This is a genomic window from Dyadobacter sp. CY326, assembly GCF_021390515.1.
In the GTDB taxonomy this organism is placed as follows: Bacteria; Bacteroidota; Bacteroidia; order Cytophagales; family Spirosomataceae; genus Dyadobacter.
Genome location: NZ_JAJUXI010000010.1, coordinates 172,224 through 194,725, shown reverse-complemented (window position 1 = coordinate 194,725; position 22,502 = coordinate 172,224). Strand labels below are relative to the sequence as shown.

At 44.3% G+C, this 22,502-nt stretch carries 17 protein-coding genes and 1 pseudogene; 11 read left to right on the top strand and 7 right to left on the bottom strand.

What is annotated here, in order from left to right; translation table 11 throughout:
- Nucleotides 1-176 precede the first annotated feature (176 nt).
- From rpmG to LZG73_RS20320, 6 genes and pseudogenes are all read left to right on the top strand, one after another.
- A complete protein-coding gene (gene rpmG / locus LZG73_RS20340; protein ID WP_026632037.1) occupies nucleotides 177-359 on the top strand; it encodes a 50S ribosomal protein L33 in 183 nt (60 codons plus the stop codon).
- A 28-nt stretch (nucleotides 360-387) separates the two neighbouring features.
- Nucleotides 388-540 carry a DUF4295 domain-containing protein gene (locus LZG73_RS20335; protein ID WP_015813059.1) on the top strand — a complete coding sequence of 51 codons (153 nt, stop codon included), beginning with the start codon at nucleotides 388-390 and terminating at the stop codon, nucleotides 538-540.
- A gap of 110 nt (nucleotides 541-650) precedes the next feature.
- Nucleotides 651-1,613 (top strand): signal recognition particle-docking protein FtsY, encoded by a 963-nt coding sequence (ftsY, locus tag LZG73_RS20330; RefSeq protein WP_233854061.1) that lies wholly within the window; start codon nucleotides 651-653, stop codon nucleotides 1,611-1,613.
- Between the two features lie 276 nt (nucleotides 1,614-1,889).
- Nucleotides 1,890-2,120, top strand: a pseudogene (locus LZG73_RS25700) (type II toxin-antitoxin system RelE/ParE family toxin); the annotation flags it as partial.
- A gap of 45 nt (nucleotides 2,121-2,165) precedes the next feature.
- Complete coding sequence (rimO, locus tag LZG73_RS20325) at nucleotides 2,166-3,476, top strand: 30S ribosomal protein S12 methylthiotransferase RimO (protein ID WP_233854055.1); 1,311 nt, start codon at nucleotides 2,166-2,168, stop codon at nucleotides 3,474-3,476.
- 71 nt (nucleotides 3,477-3,547) lie between these two features.
- A complete protein-coding gene (locus tag LZG73_RS20320) occupies nucleotides 3,548-4,024 on the top strand; it encodes a DUF4293 domain-containing protein (protein WP_233854052.1) in 477 nt (158 codons plus the stop codon).
- A gap of 119 nt (nucleotides 4,025-4,143) precedes the next feature.
- Here the strand turns inward: LZG73_RS20320 and LZG73_RS20315 are convergent, their stop codons facing one another.
- The gene (locus LZG73_RS20315) at nucleotides 4,144-5,118 is read right to left on the bottom strand and encodes an SIS domain-containing protein (protein WP_233854050.1); all 975 of its coding nucleotides are present in this window, start codon (nucleotides 5,116-5,118) and stop codon (nucleotides 4,144-4,146) included.
- Between the two features lie 91 nt (nucleotides 5,119-5,209).
- On the opposite strand from LZG73_RS20315, the gene recQ reads away from it, so the two are divergent.
- The 5 genes from recQ to lhgO all read left to right on the top strand — a co-directional run bounded on the left by recQ (nucleotide 5,210) and on the right by lhgO (nucleotide 12,492).
- Nucleotides 5,210-7,423, top strand: a complete 2,214-nt coding sequence (recQ, locus tag LZG73_RS20310; RefSeq protein ID WP_233854048.1) for a DNA helicase RecQ — start codon at nucleotides 5,210-5,212, stop codon at nucleotides 7,421-7,423.
- Nucleotides 7,424-7,471: 48 nt separating this feature from the next.
- On the top strand, nucleotides 7,472-8,761 hold the full coding sequence (purD, locus tag LZG73_RS20305; RefSeq protein WP_233854046.1) for a phosphoribosylamine--glycine ligase: 1,290 nt from the start codon (nucleotides 7,472-7,474) through the stop codon (nucleotides 8,759-8,761).
- Between the two features lie 116 nt (nucleotides 8,762-8,877).
- Entirely contained in the window at nucleotides 8,878-9,969 is a 1,092-nt protein-coding gene (locus LZG73_RS20300; RefSeq protein WP_233854043.1) for a regulatory iron-sulfur-containing complex subunit RicT, read from the top strand.
- A 99-nt stretch (nucleotides 9,970-10,068) separates the two neighbouring features.
- Nucleotides 10,069-11,262 (top strand): anhydro-N-acetylmuramic acid kinase, encoded by a 1,194-nt coding sequence (locus LZG73_RS20295; RefSeq protein ID WP_233854041.1) that lies wholly within the window; start codon nucleotides 10,069-10,071, stop codon nucleotides 11,260-11,262.
- A 30-nt stretch (nucleotides 11,263-11,292) separates the two neighbouring features.
- Nucleotides 11,293-12,492 carry an L-2-hydroxyglutarate oxidase gene (gene lhgO, locus LZG73_RS20290; protein WP_233854039.1) on the top strand — a complete coding sequence of 400 codons (1,200 nt, stop codon included), beginning with the start codon at nucleotides 11,293-11,295 and terminating at the stop codon, nucleotides 12,490-12,492.
- 76 nt (nucleotides 12,493-12,568) lie between these two features.
- Here lhgO and LZG73_RS20285 read toward each other — a convergent pair whose 3' ends face one another.
- The 6 genes from LZG73_RS20285 to LZG73_RS20260 all read right to left on the bottom strand — a co-directional run bounded on the left by LZG73_RS20285 (nucleotide 12,569) and on the right by LZG73_RS20260 (nucleotide 22,401).
- Nucleotides 12,569-14,026, bottom strand: coding sequence for an amino acid permease (locus LZG73_RS20285; protein WP_233854037.1), 1,458 nt, complete (start codon nucleotides 14,024-14,026; stop codon nucleotides 12,569-12,571).
- A 126-nt stretch (nucleotides 14,027-14,152) separates the two neighbouring features.
- Complete coding sequence (gene secDF / locus LZG73_RS20280; protein ID WP_233854036.1) at nucleotides 14,153-17,131, bottom strand: protein translocase subunit SecDF; 2,979 nt, start codon at nucleotides 17,129-17,131, stop codon at nucleotides 14,153-14,155.
- A 168-nt stretch (nucleotides 17,132-17,299) separates the two neighbouring features.
- Nucleotides 17,300-17,701, bottom strand: a complete 402-nt coding sequence (locus LZG73_RS20275) for a hypothetical protein (RefSeq protein WP_233854035.1) — start codon at nucleotides 17,699-17,701, stop codon at nucleotides 17,300-17,302.
- Nucleotides 17,702-17,850: 149 nt separating this feature from the next.
- The gene (locus LZG73_RS20270) at nucleotides 17,851-18,972 is read right to left on the bottom strand and encodes a P1 family peptidase (RefSeq protein WP_233854034.1); all 1,122 of its coding nucleotides are present in this window, start codon (nucleotides 18,970-18,972) and stop codon (nucleotides 17,851-17,853) included.
- A gap of 83 nt (nucleotides 18,973-19,055) precedes the next feature.
- Nucleotides 19,056-19,994 carry a DUF4249 domain-containing protein gene (locus LZG73_RS20265; protein ID WP_233854033.1) on the bottom strand — a complete coding sequence of 313 codons (939 nt, stop codon included), beginning with the start codon at nucleotides 19,992-19,994 and terminating at the stop codon, nucleotides 19,056-19,058.
- 37 nt (nucleotides 19,995-20,031) lie between these two features.
- A complete protein-coding gene (locus LZG73_RS20260; protein WP_233854031.1) occupies nucleotides 20,032-22,401 on the bottom strand; it encodes a TonB-dependent receptor in 2,370 nt (789 codons plus the stop codon).
- Nucleotides 22,402-22,502 lie beyond the last annotated feature (101 nt).

The window sequence follows — 22,502 nt, the reverse complement described above, 5'->3', positions numbered from 1 at the left end:
GAAATTGGTAGCGATCAGTTTATAAGCATAACTTATTTCTTTGTCCTCCAATATCTTAATAACGCAGGATAGGAATAAATTTTTTCAAAAAATATACTAATTTTCAAAAGCAGCATTGTGTATAAAACTAAATGTTATTACTTTTGCAGTCCTATTTGTAAAAACGATGTAAAGCAATGGCTAAGAAAGGTAATAGAGTACAGGTTATATTGGAATGCACAGAACAAAAAGATAGTGGTGTTCCTGGAATGTCACGTTATGTGACTACAAAAAATCGGAAAAATACGCCTGGCCGTATGGAATTGAAAAAATTCAATTCATTCCTGAGACGCTATACAGTCCACAAAGAAATTAAATAAGTTTTTTAACTTTAAAAGATATACAGACATGGCAAAGAAAGTAGTTGCTACCCTGAAAAAAGAAGGCGGAAAAGCATTCGCTAAGGTCATTAAGGCCGTTAAGTCTCCAAAAACCGGAGCTTACACGTTCAAAGAAGAAATCGTTCCTTTGGACGGTGTTCAAGGCGCCCTGAAAAACTAAGTTGTTCAGGTTTCGATATCGAGTTTTTTGAAAAGTCCCTTTTGGGACTTTTTTTGTTTTATTTTTGAACGCACTTACACGATTTAAGACCTTACCACATTCCCACCGTTATGAGCTTATTTGGTTTTTTTTCAAAAGAGAAAAAAGAAACATTGGATAAAGGCCTGGAAAAAACCAAAGACAGTTTCTTTGGCAAACTTTCCCGTGCTATCGTTGGCAAAACCACCATTGATGAAGATGTTCTGGATGAACTGGAAGACATTCTTGTAAGCTCGGATGTGGGTGTCGAAACGACGGTTAAGGTCATTAAACGCATTGAAGAGCGGGTTGCGCGAGATAAATATGCGACCACAGCTGAACTGGACGGCATTCTTCGGGAGGAAATTGCAGCATTGCTGACGGAGAATAAATCCATTGATATCAAGGACAGCTTTGAAACGGATCATCTTCCAAAACCTTTCGTGATCATGGTTGTGGGTGTGAATGGTGTTGGAAAAACGACAACAATCGGAAAACTGGCGCACCAATTTCATCAAAGAGGCCATAAAGTTGTGCTAGGCGCGGCCGATACATTCCGTGCTGCGGCAGTGGAACAGCTCAAACTCTGGGGAAAACGCGTTGACGTTCCGGTCATCGACCATGGGATGAACACGGACCCTTCCGCCGTGGCTTATGATGCATTGAAAAAAGGAATGGAAACAGGCGCCGATGTGATCATTATCGACACAGCCGGACGTTTGCACACAAAAGTGAACCTGATGAACGAGCTTTCGAAGATCAAACGCGTCATGCAGAAGATCATCCCGGATTCACCACATGAAGTTTTGTTAGTTCTTGATGGCAGCACAGGGCAAAATGCGGTAATTCAGGCAAGAGAATTTACAAAAGTCACCGAAATAACCGCACTAGCCATCACCAAACTGGATGGAACAGCGAAAGGCGGCGTTGTTATCGGAATCTCCGACGAATTTAAAATCCCGGTGAAATACATTGGTGTAGGCGAAAAGATGGACGACCTGCAAGTTTTTGACAGGAGTGAGTTTGTTGATTCTTTGTTTAAGAAAATTGGCTGAGCATCTTACATTTTTTATCTTTGATCATGGGCAAGACAAAAATATCCAAACAGAACCTTGTAATCTCCGGGGCACCCTTGACTAACGATGAGTTCAAAAATATGATTCGGGATGCGGAAAAGGGCCCATTTTTCAGCATGCAGGAAACAACCCAAATCATCGTTAAGTGGAAGTCGAAATACGCGAAGTAGTCATAAGTCAGGAAGCATTATTAAGTTTAGAAGAGATATTTGTTTACGGAATTGAGACTTTCTCCTACGTTCTGCTTCATTATTTGTCGATGAAATCTACGCTAGTATAGCAGGCCTCTCCACAAATTATTTTCATCATCCCGAGGGCAGGCAGCTTGTAACAAAGTCCAAAAAGTATAGAAATATTCGGTGCGGGAGCTATTTGATCATTTATAAGGTTACACCATTACGGATCGAGGTTTTAAACATCATTCATTCGAGTCGAAGCATTTCGAATATAAAATCTGTTCGTAAGATTAAAATCAAATCTACATAGTTAGTTTACTTAAAGCTAAAAGCCAGCCGCGGATAGCTCCTATCAATGAAAACCAAAGGAATAGTTAAGAATAAAGTCAATATTGTTACGCTGGGTTGTTCTAAAAACCTGGTGGATTCAGAAGTGCTTTACACGCAGCTCAAAGGAAATGGATTCGCCGTTGCGCATGAGTCGAAAAAAGATGATTCGCAGATTGTTGTCATTAACACTTGCGGATTTATTGATAATGCAAAGGAAGAATCTATTAACACGATCCTGCGCTACGCGGATGCGAAGGCAGCAGGAATGGTGGATAAAGTTTATGTTACAGGCTGTTTGTCACACAGATACAAAGACGAACTCTCCGTAGAAATCCCAACTGTTGATGCATGGTTTGGCACAAATGAGCTGCCCCGACTCCTCAAAACACTCAAAGCAGATTACAAGCACGAGCTCGTCGGCGAACGCTTGCTCACCACGCCTACACATTACGCTTACCTGAAAATCGCGGAAGGTTGCGATCGTCCTTGCAGTTTCTGCGCGATCCCTATTATGCGCGGTGGTCACGTTTCTCGATCCATCGAAGAGTTGGTGAAGGAAGCAAAATCCCTGGCAAAACGAGGCACAAAAGAATTGATCTTAATCGCCCAGGATCTGACTTATTACGGTCTTGATATTTATAAAAAAAGAAATTTATCTGACCTGCTTGCACAGCTTTCCGATGTGGAAGGCATTGAGTGGATCAGGTTGCAATATGCTTATCCAGCCGGATTTCCAATGGACATTCTGGATATTATGAATGAGCGCAGCAATATTTGCAAATATCTGGACATGCCACTGCAAACGGGCTCGACGGAAATTCTCAAATCAATGCGCCGCGGCATTACGCGCGAAAAAACAGAAGCATTAATTGAAACAATCCGTGCAAAAGTGCCCGACATTACATTGAGGACCACTTTGATCGTTGGACATCCCGGCGAAACGGAAGCATTGTTCGATGAAACTTACGATTTTGTTGAAAAAATGCGCTTTGATCGCCTGGGTGCATTTCAATATTCTCATGAAGACAACACGCATTCTTACACCATGCCGGATAACATTCCTGCCGAGATTAAGCAAGAGCGCGCAGATGCCATTATGGAGTTGCAACAAGGCATTTCTTATGAATTGAACCAGCAGAAGATCGGAAATACTTATAAGGTGCTTTTTGACCGTAAAGAAGGCGGGCATTTTATCGGACGCACTGAGTTTGACTCGCCAGAGGTTGATAATGAAGTGCTTGTACCAGCCAGTCAATATGTTCGGTTGGGCGATTTTGCGCAGGTTAACATTACTTCGGCCGAGGAATTTGACTTATACGGATCGGTTATTTCCTGATAACGCTTTCTGGCTCATTTTGTCTTTACTACATTTGCGGCTTATTCAGAAAAAGCACATCATTCGAAAATATGTTACAACGCATTCAAACCATTTTTCTAGCCCTGACAATCATTGGAATGGGCATTTTTCTTGCCTTTCCGATCTGGACAAAAGTTTCAGCAGCCGGTGAAGAAAAGGCTGATTTGACCGCAATCAAATTGACGCACCAGGTTACCGCAGTTCAATCCAATGTTCAGCCGGTTTATTACTTGATCATTTTGGCAATATTAGTCGCCGCAGTTGCTGCTTATGCCATTTTACAATATAAAAACAGGGTTTTGCAGTCAGCGCTTTGCGCGGTTAATTCCATTTTGATGACCATCATCATGGGACTTGTGATCTATTTCACATTCTACAAAACTGCCAAGCTTTTTGACCCAAACCTGCCCGGAACGTATGAAATTGGCTTCTATGGCCTGGTTGGTGCAATGTTGGCCAATGTTTTTGCCAATCGTTTTATCCGGAAAGATGAACGCGAAGTGCAGCAATCGAAGCGGTTTAGGTAACATTCGCCTGTCAGCCTGAGCGGAGTCGAAGGCACGTTACCAAGCCAGTAGCGCGCCTTCGACTTCGCTCAGGCTGACAAAACAGGTTAATCAGGCTGACAAGCTCAAAGCTTGCGGCACTACACCAACCCTTCCCTCAACAAATCGTGCAAGTGGACGAAGCCTAGTATTTGATCCTCTTCCACAACCACGACCTGCGTAATGCTGCGCGATTGCATGAGTTCCAGAGCTTTAACAGCATATTCATCTGGCGAAACTGAGATGGGCGACTTTGTCATGATGTCCTGCGCTTTCAAATCCAAAATCGCATTTCCATCAAACTGTTTGAGCATGCGCCGCAAATCGCCGTCCGTGATGATTCCTGCCATTTTGCCATCAGCATTGTTGACGGCAGTTGCTCCCAACCTTTTGGAAGTCATTTCTAATATAATTTCCTGCAAACCAGCATGTTCCCTAACAACCGGCAATGCGTTGTGCGGATAAATGTCGCATATTTTGAGATAAAGCCTTTTGCCCAAAGCACCTCCCGGATGGAATTTGGCAAAATCATCATGCGTAAAACCTCTTGCTTCCAACAAACAAATTGCCAGCGCGTCGCCCAGCGCCATGGTCACAGACGTGCTCGTGGTTGGCGCAAGATTCAATGGGTCAGCCTCTTCGGGAGCGAAAGCGTGCAGAATGTGATCCGCATTTTTGGCCAGATAAGAGTCCTTGTTGCTGACCATCGCAATCATGGTCACGCCAATTCTTTTTAAAAGCGGAACGAGCACTTTAATTTCAGCCGTATCGCCGCTTCGGGAGATCACGACGACCACATCATTGTCCTGGATCATGCCCAGATCTCCGTGAATGGCGTCGGCAGCATGCATGAAGAGTGCAGGCGTTCCGGTGGAGTTTAATGTTGCAACTATTTTCTGCCCGACAATGGCGCTTTTGCCCACTCCCGACACAACAACCCGTCCTCCACAATTGATAATGGCATATACGCAGTTTTCAAATTTTTCATCAATCAATCCGATCAGATTATGCAATGCTTCTGCCTCTTGCCGTAATACTTCTTTTGCTATTGACTGAATATTTTTTATTAATTTCAAATCTGAAACACAGTTTTATTGGAACCAATGGGATTTTTAATTTCAAAAGCAAAGATATAGAAGTTTGAGATAACCATTTTGTTAACAGAGTATGGTAAAGAATGTTGATGCAGTCGTTTTAGACACGTTAAAAGATAGGCTAAAAGAAATATTTGGGTACAGTCAGTTCCGGGGTGAGCAAGAAGTTATCATTCAAAACATCCTTCTTGGTAAAAATACTTTTGTGATTATGCCCACCGGAGCGGGAAAATCGCTTTGCTATCAACTGCCTGCTCTTGTCAGCGATGGTCTGACGATCGTTATATCGCCGCTTATTGCATTAATGAAAAATCAGGTTGATCAATTGACTGCTTTTGGCATCAATGCTCAGTTTCTCAATTCTACGCTTACCAAATCGGAAATGAACCGGGTGAAAAGCGATGCATTGGACGGAAGTCTGAAATTGCTTTACATTGCGCCCGAATCACTAACAAAAGAAGACAACCTAGACTTCCTAAAAAAGGTCAAAATATCGTTCGTAGCCATTGATGAGGCACATTGTATCTCCGAATGGGGCCACGATTTCCGCCCGGAATATCGCCGCATTTACGGCATCATTGAAAATATAGGCAAGCTTCCTATTATCGCGCTTACGGCCACTGCCACGCCAAAAGTGCAGCAGGACATTCGCAAAAACCTGCAAATGGAGGAAGCGGAAACGTTTAAATCTTCATTCAACAGAAAAAACCTTTACTACGAAATCCGTCCCAAAAAGGATGTGAAAAAGCAGCTGATCCGCTACGTTCGCAACAATAAAGGCAAGTCGGGAATTGTGTATTGCCTGAGCAGAAAAACGGTTGAGGAAGTTGCGGAACTGCTTACCGTCAATGACGTTCGTGCATTACCGTATCATGCGGGATTGGACAGCAACACGCGCATGGCTAATCAGGATGCATTCCTGAATGAAGAGGCGGATGTCATTGTGGCAACTATTGCTTTTGGAATGGGAATCGATAAGCCGGACGTGCGATTTGTGATCCATTATGATGTTCCCAAGTCGCTGGAAGGTTATTATCAGGAAACGGGGCGCGCGGGAAGAGATGGACTGGAAGGAAATTGCCTCATGTTTTACAGTTATGAAGACATTCAGAAGCTGGAAAAATTCAATAAAGATAAAACGGTCACCGAACGCGACAACGCGCGCCATTTGCTGAACGAAATGGTGGCCTATTCTACATTGGGCGTTTGCCGCCGCCGTCAATTGTTAAGCTATTTCGGAGAATATCTTGAAAAAGATTGTGGATTTTGCGACAACTGCATTAAGCCAACAGAAAAAACAAAGGTTCAGGACGGCGTAATTCTCGTTTTAAGAGCAGTTCAGCTCACCGAGCAACGATTCGATGCCGATCACATTGCGGACGTCCTGACGGCTTCGGAAAATCAATATGTAAAAAGTTACGAACACGACCAGCTTGATGTTTATGGCAAAGGATTGGAACTGAACGAGTCGCGCGATTACTGGGTTTCGACCATTCGCCAGCTTGTGATTTTCAATTATTTGGAAAAAGACATTGAAAATTACGGCGTAATCAGATTAGGAGATAAAGGCGCAAATTTCCTGAATGATCCTTACCCAGTGACGCTCCACAAGGATCATAACTTTGACCAAGAGGAGATTAAGCCGGAGGATGATGATAAGGATGCGGCAACCGGAGGCGGAAGCGCGCACGCTTATGATGAAGCACTTTTGGGAATGCTCAAAGCGCTTCGTAAAAAGGTCGCGAAAGAGAAAAACCTGCCTCCTTATGTTGTTTTCCAGGACCCGTCTTTGGAAGAAATGGCAACGACTTATCCCACAACCCAGCAGGAAATGGCGCAGATCAATGGCGTCGGGATGGGAAAGGTGCAGAAATTCGGCCGCCAGTTCATTGACCTGATCACGCGTTATGTTGAGGAAAATGAGATAGAAACGGCCAAAGACGTTGTAATAAAGTCAACAGTTAATAAGTCTAAAATCAAAATATTTATCATTCAGCAAGTTGACCGCAAGGTTAGTCTGGATGAAATTGCAGAAGTGAAGGATCTGGCGCTTGCCGATGTTATCGAAGAAGTTGAACATATCTGTTACTCAGGCACAAAGCTCAACCTGGATTATTATATCAATCAGGTTATTGACCGGGAAAGGCAGCAAGACATTTATGATTATTTCATGACTGCTGAAACGGATAATATAGCCGCTGCGTTAGGTGAGTTTGCCAATGACGAGATCAGTGAAGAAGAATTGCGGCTTATGCGAATCAAGTTTTTATCCGAACTCGCGAATTAACATTCCGGAAAAACTTGTTATCAGTGTTAGTGAACCAATTTACCATTTATGAACATACTTATATTGGGATCAGGCGGAAGAGAGCATGCCTTTGCCTGGAAAATAGCCCAAAGCCCTCTTTGTGATACCTTATTTGTAGCGCCTGGCAATGCAGGAACTGCGGGTGTTGCAACGAACCTCTCTATATCTTATAATGATTTTGATGCCATTGCCGGTGCGGTTTTGGCAAATAATATTGAATTGGTCATCGTTGGCCCGGAAGAGCCGTTGGTGAATGGGATTGTTGATTATTTTGAATCAAGAGAAGATTTATCAAAAATTAAAGTAATCGGGCCCAATAAAGCAGGCGCGCAACTGGAAGGAAGCAAGGATTTTTCGAAACAATTCATGCAGAAATACGGAATCCCTACTGCATCTTCCAGAACCTTTACAATTGAAACACTGGAAATCGGCGCGGAATATCTGGAAACTTTGCCGCTTCCCATTGTTTTAAAAGCAGATGGTCTTGCTGCCGGAAAAGGCGTAATCATCGCTGAGAAGCATTCAGAAGCAGAAACAGCTTTCAGAGAAATGCTTGTGGATCACAAATTCGGCGATGCTGGGAACAAAGTTGTGGTTGAGCAATTCCTGAAAGGGATAGAATTATCCGTTTTTGTTCTTTCTGATGGAGAGCATTATAAAATTTTGCCCGAAGCAAAGGATTACAAACGCATCGGCGAAAACGACACAGGGCTCAATACAGGCGGAATGGGTGCTGTGTCGCCAGTTGCATTTGCTGATGCCAATTTTTTGAAAAAAGTGGATGAGAAAGTGGTTAAGCCTACTTTAAACGGCTTAAAAAGTGAAGGAATCAAATATGTAGGTTTCATTTTCATTGGCTTGATGAACATTAAAGGCGAGCCCTTTGTGATCGAGTACAATGTAAGAATGGGCGATCCGGAGACAGAAGTTGTCATTCCGAGAATACAGTCAGATTTTGCTATGCTCATGGCCTCGACGGCGAAGGGGACTTTGAATGATTTTGATTTGCAAATTTCCCCGCAGGTGGCCGTGACGACCGTGGTTGTGTCAGGAGGTTATCCAGGAGATTATGAAAAAGGAAAGGTAATTTCCGGCAGCCAAAAAGTAGAAGATGTGTTTTTATACCACGCAGGAACTACTTTTAATGGAAACACCGAAGTCGTGACGAATGGAGGAAGGGTGATGGCACTTACTGGCCTCGCCAATTCCCTCGAAAATGCGGTTCATAAATCGCAGCGTGCAGCCCAGGCTGTGCAGTTCGAAGGGAAGTATTTCAGACACGATATCGGTGTGGATTTAATACGTTATAACGATTGAAGATATGAGTAATTATGGGATGTGGATCATGTTCATCCGGGGGATGCGGTTCTAATGGATCGGCTGTCTCCGGATGCGGAAGTAGTGGCACCTGCGGAACAGGCGGGTGTAATAAAATGAATGTCTACGATTGGTTGAGCCACATGGATGTGCCTGTTAGCCAGCGTTTTGATGTCGTAGAAGTCAAATTTAAAGGAGGAAGAAAAGAATATTTTAGAAATATAAATCAGCTGGAATTTATCACCGGCGACTATGTGGTGTGTGAAATGGCTTCTGGCCAGCATATCGGGACTGTTTCTTTACAAGGCGAGCTCGTAAGGCTGCAAATGAAGCGTAAAGGAGTGGTTATCAATGATGACATGCATGTGCTTTACCGCATTGCAACAGAGAAAGATCTCGATAAGCACACGCAGGCAATGGCACGGGAAATGCCAACGCTTTACCGGACGCGCGAGATCATTCGTGAGATGAAGCTCAATATGAAGCTTTCTGACGTCGAATTTCAGTCTGATAACACCAAGACGACGTTTTATTATTCTTCGGAAGAACGCGTCGATTTCCGCGAGCTGATTAAGTCACTGGCTTCGGAATTCAAGGTTAGGATTGAAATGCGGCAAATTAGCCTGCGTCAGGAAGCGAGCCGTTTGGGCGGACTTGGCTCTTGCGGCCGTGAATTGTGCTGCTCAACCTGGCTGACTGATTTCAAGAACATTTCAACCGCAGCAGCGCGTTACCAAAACCTTTCGCTGAATCCAGCAAAGCTTTCCGGGCAATGCGGTCGCTTAAAATGCTGCTTGAATTACGAGCTCGAAACTTACATTGACGCTTTGCGGGACATTCCGACTGTGGATGCGCCGTTGAAGACCAAAAAGGGAAATGCGTTTTTGCAAAAAACGGATATTTTCAAGAAGATCATGTGGTTTGGTTTCGATAAGGACACAAACTGGTATCCGGTGGCGATTAGTAAAGTGATGGAAATCATGGAACTGAACAAGAAAGACATCATTCCCGAGTCACTTGAAATTCTGACGCCTCAGGCCGAAAAATCACTTGACAGAGCTCCTGGAAAAATCAACAGCGACCTCGAAAACCTCGATAAAAAATACAGCGAGGAGCAAAAGAAGAAGAAAAAGAAAAAAAGCAGATCTGGGAAAAACAAGAACAATGCCAATAAACCGCAGGCTTCTTCGCCCCAGAAAACTGATTAAAATCTAATAAATTATTAAACTGGAAGGAAGTCAAGACTAGGCGTTGCCGATAAGGCACTAAGTTTAGCGCTTGACTTCCTTTTTTACGTATCCCGCCCTATGAAAAAGCATATCGAGCACCTCTACGAGCTGTCAGGCAAGAAGTCCCGCCGCATCATTGGTCTCATGTCAGGAACGTCACTCGACGGATTGGATATTGCGGTTTGTCAGATTGAAGGCAGCGGAACCGAGACCGTCCTTGATCTGGAATATTTTACAACCGTTCCCTACACGGACGATTTCCGAAACGAAATTCTGCAAATATTTGCCAAAAGGCAGATCGACTTTCAGCAGCTTTGTTTGCTCAATCCCTACATTGGATCAACGCACGGCAAAATGATTCTGGAAAGTTTGCAGGCCTGGGACATTTCTCCAGAATACATTGATTTGATTGCAAGCCACGGACAAACCGTTTTTCACGCTCCAAAAAAGCAACACAAAATTCCGGGCTTTCCTAATGCAACATTGCAGATTGGCGACGGCGATCACATTGCCATGACAACGGGGATTACAACGCTAAGCGATTTCAGACAAAAGCACATTGCAGCAGGCGGCGAAGGTGCTCCACTGGCGGTTTACGGTGATCATTTTTTGTTTTCCAAAAAGGGCGAAAACCGGGTCTTATTGAATATGGGTGGCATTGCTAATTTCACTTTTTTACCCGGAAACCTTGATACGAACGCGATTTTCACAACTGACACAGGGCCGGGAAACACGCTTCTGGATGCTTACACAAAGCGCTTTTTTCACAAACCTTACGACGACAAAGGCGCAATTGCGGCCAGCGGGACAGTGAATGAAACATTATTACAGGCATTAAAATCGTTTCCATTCTTCAAAGCACCTTTTCCTAAAACGACCGGACCCGAAGTTTTCAATTTTGATTATGTCGAATCAGCCATTCAACAATGCAGGCTTGTTTCGCTTTCAAGAAACGACATCATCGCGACATTGACCCAGCTCAGCGCGGAAACGATTGCGGACGCCATCAAGAGCATTATGGTTCCCGACGCTTCTTATTCTATTTATACAAGCGGCGGCGGCGCGCATAATCCGACTTTGGTGAAGGGCATTTCGGAAGCATTGAGTCGTCCGGTTATGAAAATAGATGAGCTCGGGATTTCCGGTGACGCGAAAGAGGCCGTTTTATTTGCTGTTTTAGCCAATGAAGCTGTTGCGGGTCAAGAAATGCATTTCGGAGAAAAAGAAGGCGTTCCGGGTGTTTCAATGGGGAAAATTTCATTTCCTGGCTAACCGGAGCATATATAAAGTAATTAAGAGATCATGTACGACATTACGATTATTGGCGGAGGCATAGTCGGCCTGGCCACGGCGCTCAGAATTAAGGAGCAGAAACCCGCATTGAAACTCTTGCTTCTGGAAAAAGAAAATGAGGTTGCCAAACATCAGACTGGCCACAACAGCGGCGTGATTCATTCCGGACTTTATTACAAACCGGGCAGCCTGAAAGCCACAAACTGCATTCGCGGATATCAAATGCTGATCGACTTTTGCAATCGGGAAGGCGTTCATTATGACTTGTGCGGGAAAATCGTGGTCGCAACAAGTGAAGAACAAAAGCCTCTGCTTAGAAGCCTTTTTGAACGTGGAATCCAGCATGGTCTGGTAAAAAACAGAATGATCTCGCAAGCCGAAATACGTGAGATCGAGCCGCATGTGAAGGGTTTGGAAGGGATTTGGGTGCCTTATACAGGGATTATTGATTATAAAGCTGTTTCGGAGAAATATGCCGAATGTCTGCAAAAGCTTGATGGGGAAATACGTTTTGGAGAGAAGGTCATTGACATTAAAAATCGCAACACGCATTCCGAAGTCGTGTCGGCTTCGGGTAAAATATTTGAAACGAAACTGATTGTCAACTGTGCAGGTTTGTATTCTGATAAGGTTGCGCAATTGACTCAGCCCGATGACATTAAGGTGAGAATCATTCCATTTCGCGGCGAATATTATAAGATTAAGCCTGAAAAACATTATCTGGTCAAAAACCTGATTTACCCCGTTCCAGATCCGAATTTCCCGTTCCTGGGCGTGCATTTTACGCGTATGATCGAAGGCGGCGTGGAAGCCGGACCTAATGCTGTGTTTGCGTTCCGCCGTGAGGGTTACGACAAACTGGATTTCAATTTTCCTGAACTAATGGAGTCGCTTGCATGGCCGGGATTCAGAAAAGTGGCTTTGAAATATTGGAAAACGGGCATGGGTGAATATTACCGATCATTCTCAAAAGCTGCATTTACAAAAGCATTGCAAGGCCTGATTCCTGAAATCCAAAGCGACGATCTGATCCCAGGCGGAGCAGGAGTTAGGGCGCAAGCCTGCGATTACGACGGCGGATTGCTGGACGATTTCTCAATTATCGAAAACAAGAATGCAATCAATGTCTGCAATGCGCCTTCGCCAGCAGCAACATCCTCATTGTCCATTGGGCAGACCGTTTCTGAAAGGGTTTTAGCAAGAATATAGTTTGGATTGACATTAAAAAAGGCCCTGCTCTCGATGAGAAAGCAGGGCCTTTACTATGATTTCGAAGTGCGTTATTTTATGCGCCTTCTCTTCCAATTTTACTGTTTTTCTTACCGTAACCGAAGTAAACTGCCAGTCCGATTGCAAGCCAGATCGCAAGTCGATACCAGCTTTCAACCGGCAGGGAATACATTAAATAAAGACAAACTACGATTCCCATAATTGGCACGAACGGAACCAATGGTGTGCGGAAAGAGCGTTGCAGATCAGGTCTTTTCACGCGAAGCATCCATACGCCCACGCATACAAGGCAGAATGCAAAAAGTGTCCCGATGCTCACCATATGCCCCAAATCACTCACTGGAACAAGTCCGGCAAAAATGCTTACAAAGCCCATGAAGAATAGATTTGTTTTCCATGGCGTAGCAAATTTAGGATGCACGTCGCTGAAAAATTTCGGCAAAAGTCCGTCTCTGCTCATCGAATAGAACACACGGCTTTGGCCTAAGAGCATCACAAGCATTACCGAAGTGTAACCCGCAAGAATTGCAATGATCAATGCAGTTTGGAGCGAATCATAACCTGTTTTGGCAAAAGCCGTTGCAGCTGGCTTGGCATCATTTGCGAATTCAGTATATTTTACCAAACCAGTCATTACGTGTGCAAAAAGCACATACAAGATTGTACAAACGACCAATGATCCCAAGATCCCGATTGGCATTCCTTTTTGTGGATTTTTGGCTTCCTGAGCTGCTGTTGAAACCGCGTCAAAACCGATGAATGCAAAGAATACAACCGCAGCACCCGTCGCGATTCCTGTCCAGCCGAAGTTTTCATAATTCCCTGTGTTTTCAGGGATGTAAGGAACATAATTCTGTGGGTCGATATGGCTCCAACCCAGCGCAATGAAAATCAATACAACTGCTACTTTCAAAACAACCAGGAAGTTGTTCAAAAAAGCAGAACCTTGCGTTCCTCTGATCAGAAGCAGCGAAAGCATGCACACAATGAATATGGCAGGCAAATTGATGATTCCGTTGTCGATAACCGTTCCATTGCTCAATTTCACAACTTCAAAAGGCGAACAAACGAGTTGGGTAGGAAGATGAATGTCAAATTTGCTTAAAAATTCAAGCAGATAACGTGACCAGCTTACGGAAACGGTTGCCGCTCCCAATGCATATTCCAACACAAGGTCCCAACCGATGATCCAGGCAACAAACTCTCCCATTGTGGCATAGGAGTAAGTGTAAGCGCTTCCTGCAATGGGAATCATGGAAGCAAACTCAGCGTAACAAAGGCCGGCAAAGCCACAACCCAAAGCTGCAAGTATAAATGAAATGGTAACTGCTGGTCCGGAATGTTCAGCAGCAGCAATTCCGGTAAGTGAGAAAAGACCGGCTCCAATAATCGCGCCTATTCCCAAAGCAACCAAACTGGTTGAACTAAGTGAACGCTTTAATTGGTTTCCCTCCCCCGTTGATTCAAGTAATAATTTGTCAATAGGCTTTTTGACCCATAATTGATTTGCCATAAACGCGTTTGTTGTAGTTATAATAACATCGTATAAAACTAAAAAGAAAATTTGCCATTTGGAGATATAGACAAAATAAAAAGGGGAAAAGTACGAAACTTGACCCCTTTTTATTCTCCTAAATCCCTATGCTTTAATCTTTTTGCCTACTATTGGTGTAGTTGTTTCTGCCACAGCAAGCGCAGGTTCTTTCAGCTTTTCTCGCTGCAGTAAGTCAACCACAATAGGGGCCGCTACAAACAGAGACGAATATGTTCCGACGATAACCCCAAGAAGCATACAGAATGTAAATCCGCGAATTACAGCTCCTCCGAAGATCATCAAAACAATCAAAACAAGGATTACTGAGATACCCGTCACAGCTGTACGGCTCAATGTACTATTCAATGCGTTGTTGATTACTGTTGGCAAGCTTTGTCCGCGTGCTTTATCATCTTTCAAATAATCCCTGATACGGTCATAAATTACAACTGTATCATTCATTGAATAACCGATCATTGTAAGGATTGCACCAATAAAAGCCTGGTCGATATCCAATGACCATGGTAACCATCCGTTAAACAATGAGAAAATAGCCAGGATGATGATCACGTCATGTCCAAGTGACACAACCGCTCCATAACTGAAAGCAAGTCTTTTGAAACGGATAAAGATGTACACAAAGTTGGCAGCCAGTGCTAGTAGAATCGCATAAACAGCCGACCAAAGCGTGTCATTTGCCATTGTAGGCCCTACTTTATTAGAGCTAACAATTGAAGCCGGATTGTTTGGAATCTTCTTAATACCCGCCAAAATTTTCGTTTCAGCCTTTTGATCCGCGTCCGGAGTCGTTTCTTCGATCAGATATGCCGTTGTGATTTTCACCTGATCCTGTCCACCGAAAGTTTTCACCTCCGTAGTTGAGCCCAGTTCTTCATCCATAATGGTTCTCAAATTATCTGCATCAACAGATTCTTGAAAACGAACTACATAAGTACGGCCACCTTTAAAGTCGATGCCTAAACCGAACCCTTTGAAAATGAATGATCCGATCCCGATTGCAATGATGATAGCAGAAATAATATAAAAACGACGGCGCTGCGAAACGAAATCAAAGTCATTGTCTTTAAACCAGTTTTTGGTCAAGCCCGAATAAAAATGAAGGACTTTTCCTCTCTTAATCTGTTGCTCAAGAAACAACCGCGTGATGAAAATCGCGCAGAACAGCGAGGTAAGCAAACCAAGAACCAGCGTTGTTGCAAACCCAAGCACAAGTCCGGTTCCCAATGTATAAAGAATGATCCCCGTCAACAGTGTCGTTACGTTGGAGTCAATAATGGCGGTAAGCGAATGTTTAAAACCGTCTCTTACAGCCTGTGCAAAAGGTTTACCCGCTTCGAGCTCGACCTTGATGCCTTCATAAATAAGCACGTTCGCATCCACGGCCATACCAATGGATAACACGATACCCGCAATACCCGAAAGCGTAAGCACCGCACCCAGCGAAGCCATAATTCCCAAGAGGAAGAATAAATTGATCAACAACGCCATATCTGCGATCCAGCCCGCTTTGCTATAATATGCGAACATGAAAATGAGCACGATCAGCAAACCAACCGCTGATGAAATAAGTCCATCATTAATCGCCTCAGCACCTAGTGAAGATCCCACGACTGCTTCCTCAACGATGTGTGTTGGAGCAGGCAATTTACCGGCTTTCAAGACATTGGACATATCTTTTGTCTCGTCCACTGTAAAGCTTCCAGTAATGCTAGAGTTACCATTTGGAATTTCTCCTTGCACTGTCGGAGCCGTGTAAACCAGGTTGTCAATGATAATTGCAACCGGACGGCCAACGCTGCGAGCAGTCAATGAACGCCATTTGCGAGCACCTTCTCCGTTCATACGCATTGTAACTTCCGGACGGCCACGTTCATCATAATCGTGTGTTGCATCAACGATCACGTCACCTTCCATTGCTGGCTCGCCATTTTGTTTTTTGATAAAATACAATGGCAAGATCAATTGGTTATTAACGCCTTCCGTTCCTTTGCGGTCCCACATGAAAACGAGGTCAGCTGGGAACAATGCTTTCACTTCGGGGCGGCGCAAAATTTCGCTTGCGCGTGCAGTGTCTTTCAGGAAAACACCCAATCCTTGCGGCATTGGGACGAACAAGTTGGTTAATGCAGCGCTTTGAGCAGCAATTGCTGACGAATCCGTTGCAGTTGAATCAGCCGATTTTTGTGCCAGCTGAGCAGCAAGGCCACCGTCTGTTTTCTTCGTTGTATCCGTTGAAGCCGCAGCAGTGGTTGCTGTTGGTTTTGAAGTTGCTTTTTTAATTTCTTCCTGTTTAGCAAGATATTTTCCCAACCCGTCCAATCCGGAAGCGAGTTCGTTGGTCAAATAAACCTCAGAAAATTCAAGTTTTGCGGCACCAGAAAGCAAACGACGCACACGCTCAGGGTTGTCAACGCCTGGAAGCTCAACCAAAATACGGTTTTGGCCTGGCAAGCGCTGAATGTTGGGGTTTGTTACGCCAAATTTGTCAATACGCGCCTGAGTGATCTGGAATGCACGATCAATGGAACTATTTACCTCAGTGTTAAGCATTTTGATCACATCCCCATCGGATGAACTGCTGCTGATCTTACCTCTGTTCGAGCTTGTTGCAAAAAGTGCTGCCAAACTCGAATTAGGAGCAGCTTCTTTATATGCAGCCGCAAAGCGATTGACAAAAGTGCTGTTGCTTACTGTTTTATCTTCTCCCGCTTTTTTCAATGCATTTTGAAAAGCGACGCTGCGCGCGTTTCCGCCAGCCATTCCTTTCAAGATATCACCCGGAGCAACTTCCATTACCACGTGCATCCCGCCTTGAAGGTCAAGGCCAAGGTTTAATTCGCGCTCGGTTACTTCTTGCAATGTGTGTCCCAAATAGACATCTTCACGCCATAATGAGTCGATATAGCGTTGTTTCTTTGCTACATCTATTTCTCCTTTTGAGTCAGTTGCATAAGCAACCGCCTTGCTTTTAATGTTCCTTGAAACAAAAGTAAAAGAGAGATAATAGACGCTAATCAGGGCGATCACGATGGTCAGCCCAATAATTCCGTTCTTATTAGCCATTATTGTTATTAAAAAAATTGAATTTACTTATGAGAAAAGATGGTGGAGATTAACCCCGTAAAAGATAATCCTGAAAGACGATCTGACTTCGCGAATAAAAAGCGGTTGCAGTGCACTAATGCGCACATATCAGATCGAGACAGCGAAGAACTGCCTTGAAAAAGAGCTTTAAGGAGCGTTAGTGACTATAAACCGGCCAAAGATCCTATGGAAATAGGAAAACGGGAAGACCGATTCCTTGAAAACAACCGAAACAACCGACTCTTTGACAACAAAATGCCAGATCGGCTGCGGTAAAAAATAGAAGTAATGAGAAAAATCAAATGATAAGGCAGGCGTAATAACTGCGTCCAGGGACAATGCACTTACTTTTGCCTGGCTTTGCTCCGTTGATTGGGAAGCATTCTTTTTAGTAAAATCTTTCCCAACCGCTTTTGCGTGTGCAACCTGTTTTTGAGCGAAATCCGATTGATCAGACCATGAACGCATTCCGGCAGCCATCAAAAGCATGATGGCAAGCATGAAGCTCATTGTCTGATTAATAACTCTTTGCGCTCTCACTGTCGGCATTCAGGTTCTATATAAACCGCAAATTTTAATCTAAAAAATTACAATCGCAAGCTATTTTTTCAAAGCGATAAGAAAACCTTTCCAGGAGACTTTCAAGACGTATACGTTTAAAAGGTTACAAAAAGGGATTAAGCGGCCGATTCACGCGATTACTCTTTTAACCTCCCGTATTTTCTCATGATTTGAAGCACTTGTTCTTTCGGAAGTTCGTCGACCTTATGGCCTTGCGTGCCTTCGCTCGTGGTTGCCATAAAAAGTGAATTGATTATGGCCTCTTCTGTGGACTCAATGGCTGCAAGGAAAAGCGGTGAGATTACATCATTGTGTAAGTAAGTGGCAGTAAATGTTGGTTCGGCAGCTTCGTGCATCACACGGTTGGCGGTTGAAAATGCGATAACATAATCGCCGCTTCCATTCGAAGCAATGCCGCCAGTTTGCGCCAAGCCCATGATCACGCGTTTTGCAAGGCGTTTTAGATTTCGCGCATCCAATGGCGCATCTGTGGCCAAAACCATCATACAGGAGCCATCCGAAGTTTTGTCCAGGGATTCTTTGAACGCAAATTTGCCCAACTCCTCTCCCACCGGCACGCCATTGACTTTCAGCACGCCGCCAAAATTTGTTTGCACCAAAACGCCGACTGTATATCCGCCCAATTTCGCAGGCAACTTTCTTGATGCTGTCCCAATGCCGCCTTTCCAATTAAAACAAACTGTTCCCGTGCCTGCCCCAACATTCCCTTCCGCCACAGGGCCGCTTTCCGCTTGGGCTAATGCATTCAAAACATGTTCCTTTCGCACATGCCGCCCACGAATGTCATTTAGAAAACCATCATTGGTTTCACCAACGACTGGATTAAGCGACCTTACATTTTCGTTGCCCATTTGTCCCAATGTCCAATCAATGATCGCATCTGCAACCGTGGGAACGCTGAGCGTGTTTGTAAGCAGGATGGGCGTTTCGATTGTTCCAAGCTCCTCCACCTGCGAGTAACCGGTAAGTTTGCCAAAACCATTTCCAATGTAAATCGCTGCCGGGACCTTCTGTTGAAACAGATTTCCGTCATGCGGGATTATTGCAGTGACGCCCGTGCGGATATCCGCTCCTTCTGACAGCGTAACCTGTCCTACTTTTACGCCGGCCACGTCCGTAATGGCATTGAACTCGCCGGTTGGTAAGATGCCTATTTTTATCCCTAACTCACGCGGCCGCTTTTGCGCCGACACGGTTAATGAGAAAAGGCAAAAGAGGATGAGGACAGGCTGTTTCATAGCGAGGATTTGTAAACAATAAATATAACAAAAATCCACTGGAAAACGGGATTTCCAGTGGATCAGCATGGTTATGAGTAACATTAATCTTCGTCCGGACGGGCTTTTTCGGGATCAATGATCGTTTGTTTCCGGCTTACGGCAGAAGCGCCAAAAAGTCCCAATGCTTTTATTCCTTTCGGATCGGCATTAACGACATTGGATTTAATGTTTGTGATCGGCACGGCAAACAGCCCCCCGTTTCCAGCCTGCTCTCTGATTTGTTTCAAAAACTCAAATGTCTCATTCGTAATGCTATGCAGCTCAACACCCACCGAAGCTCCTGCCGAATAAAGCGAATCGGTTGTCAGCGACTCACGGATTGGCAAAATGAAAATTAACCCGTCCGATGGCGCGCCTGAACCAAAAGCTGCGTCATAAGCAATGGAAATGTTCACCGCTTTGTCAATTGCAGGCTTACCATTAATTAAAGGCTTAATCCAGTAAGTGTCACCTTCGCCAACAAAATCTCGCGCGTAAAATTGCGCTACATAACCTTCCTGAGGCCCTTTATCAGGTTTGAAAGGGAGTTTTTCTTTTCGGTAAACAATTGAATCTACGGTCGGAACGCGCTTTAATTCACTTTTTGCCGTGTAAATGTCCGCCTGATTTTTGATTTTCAACGAATATGTGCGTCCGATATGGCCCAATGTGTCTGCATTGGTTTTTCCCCAAATATATTGACCATTTCCAGCCAGATCCTTGAACTCGTAAACCTTGCCTTTGTCATCGGTTACCGTAACTTCCGCTCCTAAAACGGGCTTGGCGGGGCCGTTGTTAAAATAGCTGGCAGACCAATTTAGTTTGATGGTTTGCGGACCTGCTTCGTTGGTGATCCAGCCATCAACTACAAGTTGTTCTGGTCCCGTTTCGGTTTCCAGGTCAATCACATCTTCGCATCCTGCCAGGAGAAAAAACGACGCAAATAGCAAAGGAACAAAGGCTACTTTATTAATAATGAATGTATTAAGGATATTTTTCATGTCGATTATAATCTTACCAATTGATTTGGTTGGCTAATTAAAACTTGAAGTTATATGTGATCGCAGGAATTAAGCTTCCTATCACCGAATAACGAACGGCTTCTGTTTTCAGCGGCGTGTCTTCGTTGGCGCGGGTGTAGACAGAGAACGGATTTCTGCGGTTATAGACATTGTATACGGAGAACACCCACTCGCCCTGACCCACATTGAACAGCTTTCTTTTCGATTTCAATGTTGCAGCAAGGTCCAGACGGTGATAGGCTGGAATGCGGTTGTTGTTTCTGACGCTGTTAATGTTGTTGCCAATTGGCCATCCGCCCCATTCGTAACGGTTGGTCGGGAAGGTTGCAGGCGTTCCGGAAGTGATGGTGAAGTTGGCTGAAAGCGACAACCTTTTCCCCATTTCATAAATCGCCACGGAAGTGAAGTTATGCGGCTTGTCAAATCTTGCAGGAAACCAATCGTCATTGTTGACCGTCTCAATCAGACGCTCTGTCCTGGCCAATGTGTAACTGATCCAGCCCGTAAGCTTCCCTTTATTCTTTTTCAAATAAAATTCAGCTCCATAAGCGCGGCCTTTGCCAAAAAGCAAGTCGCCCGCCACATATTCGTTCAACAGCAGATCAGAACCCGGCACGTAATCGATCTGATTGTAGAGCTTTTTGTAATAGACTTCTACAGACGCCTCATAAGTGTTATCCTTGAAATTCTGGAACCAGCCCAATGCAACCTGATCTGCTTTTTCAGGAGCGATATTTCCGGAACTCAAAGTCCAGACGTCCAATGGTGAACTTGCAGCGGTGTTGGACAAAAGGTGCAAATATTGCGCAGTGCGATTGTAACTTGCTTTAATAGAAGCTGTTGATGATAAGCCAATATTTAAAGAAGCACGCGGTTCCCAGTTACCATAACTTTGGATTACATCGCCTTTTTTATATTGCTTGCCGGGAAGCACAGGAAATTTCCGCTGTCCTTTTTCTATTTCTATGTAATCATACTCCGTGCCCGGCCCGAGATTTCTGAAATAAGAATATCGAATGCCATATTGCAATGAAATGCGGTCGGAGAATTTTTGCTCGTTACCAATGTACAAAGCCGACTCATCTGCATAGCGCGGTTCCAGGCTGATATCCGTGTTTTCACCTTCCGAAACTGCGATGGCTTTGCCGGGACGCGTATCATAATAAATATACTGTCCGCCGAAAGTCAGCTGATTATTGGGTGTAATATAAAAGGTAAAATCGGGCTTAATGCTCGTGCTGATGATCTTCGATTTCCAGTCAAATTTATCCTTTGCGTCCGGTTTGTTTTGATTTTGACCTAACGTGTAATCATAATTGCTGTAATAACCGGTCAGGTTCATGAACAATTTGTTTGAGAAAACGTGGTTCCAGCGTGCTGTGGCCGTTGCATTGCCCCATCCAAAACCAAAATCTCCACCTCCAAAAACGTCTTTACCAAAATAACCGGAAGCAAAGAATGTGTCTTTTTCACCGATTTTGTAATTCACTTTGGCGGTAAGATCGTAGAAATAGAACTTGGAATCTTTCAGGTCTGAATTGAGGAATGGCTTTGCCAAAACGTCAATGTAAGAACGACGTCCCGCGACGATGAATGACCCTTTTCCTTTTGCAAATGGCTGTTCGTAAGTTAATCGCGAGAAGATTGTGCCCAACCCGCCGTTGATTTCACGTTTTTTGGAGTTTCCTTCTTTCATCCTCACATCCAGAATAGAAGAAATGCGGCCTCCATATAAGGATGGAATTCCACCTTTGATCAGCTTCACATCTTTTACAGCATCCGGGTTGAAGACTGAGAAAAACCCAAATAAGTGGGAAGAATTGTAAACCGGCGCTTCATCCAAAAGAACCAGGTTCTGAGAAATATCACCGCCGCGAACATTGAACCCGGATGCGCCTTCACCGACAGACGTGACGCCTGGCAATAATTGAATGCTTCGGATCAAATCCACTTCTCCCAGCAATGCAGGCATTTTGCGGATTGTCTTCATTTCCACCTTGTTGACAGACATTTCAATGCCTCTCACATTCTCATCTTCTTTTTGCGTCGAGACAGTCACTTCCTGCAAGTCCGTGCTTTCGTCACTCATTTCAATGCTGACGGTCCTGTCGGTGTCCAGGTTAGCGGTTTTTTCAACTTTTTGATAACCAATGTAAGAAAACACCAGCGTGTAATTGCCTTCGGGAAGCGTCAGCGAATAAAAGCCGTAAGGATTGGTAACAACGCCCGTTTCGGCCTCCCGAACGTAAACTGAAACGCCGATCAAACCTTCGCCGTTAGCCTGGTCCTTGACATAGCCGCTAACCGTGTGCCTGTTTTGGGCGGTGGCGGCGCTAATGCCAAAAATCAGTAAGAGGATGCATTGAGTAAGTACTTTGTTTTTCATGGGCTTTAATTTCAATATTGAACTTTTCCTATTCCTATGACAACCTTAGGGACGTATACCCTCCCGGATTGCTTCAAATTTTTTACAGGCCATTGATTTAA

Excerpts from the sequence above, each read along its gene's own strand:
- LZG73_RS20335 (WP_015813059.1), top strand. The coding sequence starts at position 388 with ATGGCAAAGAAAGTAGTTGCTACCCTGAAAAAAGAAGGCGGAAAAGCA.
- LZG73_RS20320 (WP_233854052.1), top strand. The coding sequence starts at position 3,548 with ATGTTACAACGCATTCAAACCATTTTTCTAGCCCTGACAATCATTGGA.
- secDF (WP_233854036.1), bottom strand. The coding sequence starts at position 17,131 with ATGGCTAATAAGAACGGAATTATTGGGCTGACCATCGTGATCGCCCTG.
- lhgO (WP_233854039.1), top strand. The coding sequence starts at position 11,293 with ATGTACGACATTACGATTATTGGCGGAGGCATAGTCGGCCTGGCCACG.
- LZG73_RS20275 (WP_233854035.1), bottom strand. The coding sequence starts at position 17,701 with ATGCCGACAGTGAGAGCGCAAAGAGTTATTAATCAGACAATGAGCTTC.
- LZG73_RS20260 (WP_233854031.1), bottom strand. The coding sequence starts at position 22,401 with ATGAAAAACAAAGTACTTACTCAATGCATCCTCTTACTGATTTTTGGC.
- rpmG (WP_026632037.1), top strand. The coding sequence starts at position 177 with ATGGCTAAGAAAGGTAATAGAGTACAGGTTATATTGGAATGCACAGAA.
- recQ (WP_233854048.1), top strand. The coding sequence starts at position 5,210 with ATGGTAAAGAATGTTGATGCAGTCGTTTTAGACACGTTAAAAGATAGG.
- ftsY (WP_233854061.1), top strand. The coding sequence starts at position 651 with ATGAGCTTATTTGGTTTTTTTTCAAAAGAGAAAAAAGAAACATTGGAT.
- rimO (WP_233854055.1), top strand. The coding sequence starts at position 2,166 with ATGAAAACCAAAGGAATAGTTAAGAATAAAGTCAATATTGTTACGCTG.
- LZG73_RS20300 (WP_233854043.1), top strand. The coding sequence starts at position 8,878 with ATGAATGTCTACGATTGGTTGAGCCACATGGATGTGCCTGTTAGCCAG.
- purD (WP_233854046.1), top strand. The coding sequence starts at position 7,472 with ATGAACATACTTATATTGGGATCAGGCGGAAGAGAGCATGCCTTTGCC.
- LZG73_RS20285 (WP_233854037.1), bottom strand. The coding sequence starts at position 14,026 with ATGGCAAATCAATTATGGGTCAAAAAGCCTATTGACAAATTATTACTT.
- LZG73_RS20265 (WP_233854033.1), bottom strand. The coding sequence starts at position 19,994 with ATGAAAAATATCCTTAATACATTCATTATTAATAAAGTAGCCTTTGTT.
- LZG73_RS20270 (WP_233854034.1), bottom strand. The coding sequence starts at position 18,972 with ATGAAACAGCCTGTCCTCATCCTCTTTTGCCTTTTCTCATTAACCGTG.
- LZG73_RS20295 (WP_233854041.1), top strand. The coding sequence starts at position 10,069 with ATGAAAAAGCATATCGAGCACCTCTACGAGCTGTCAGGCAAGAAGTCC.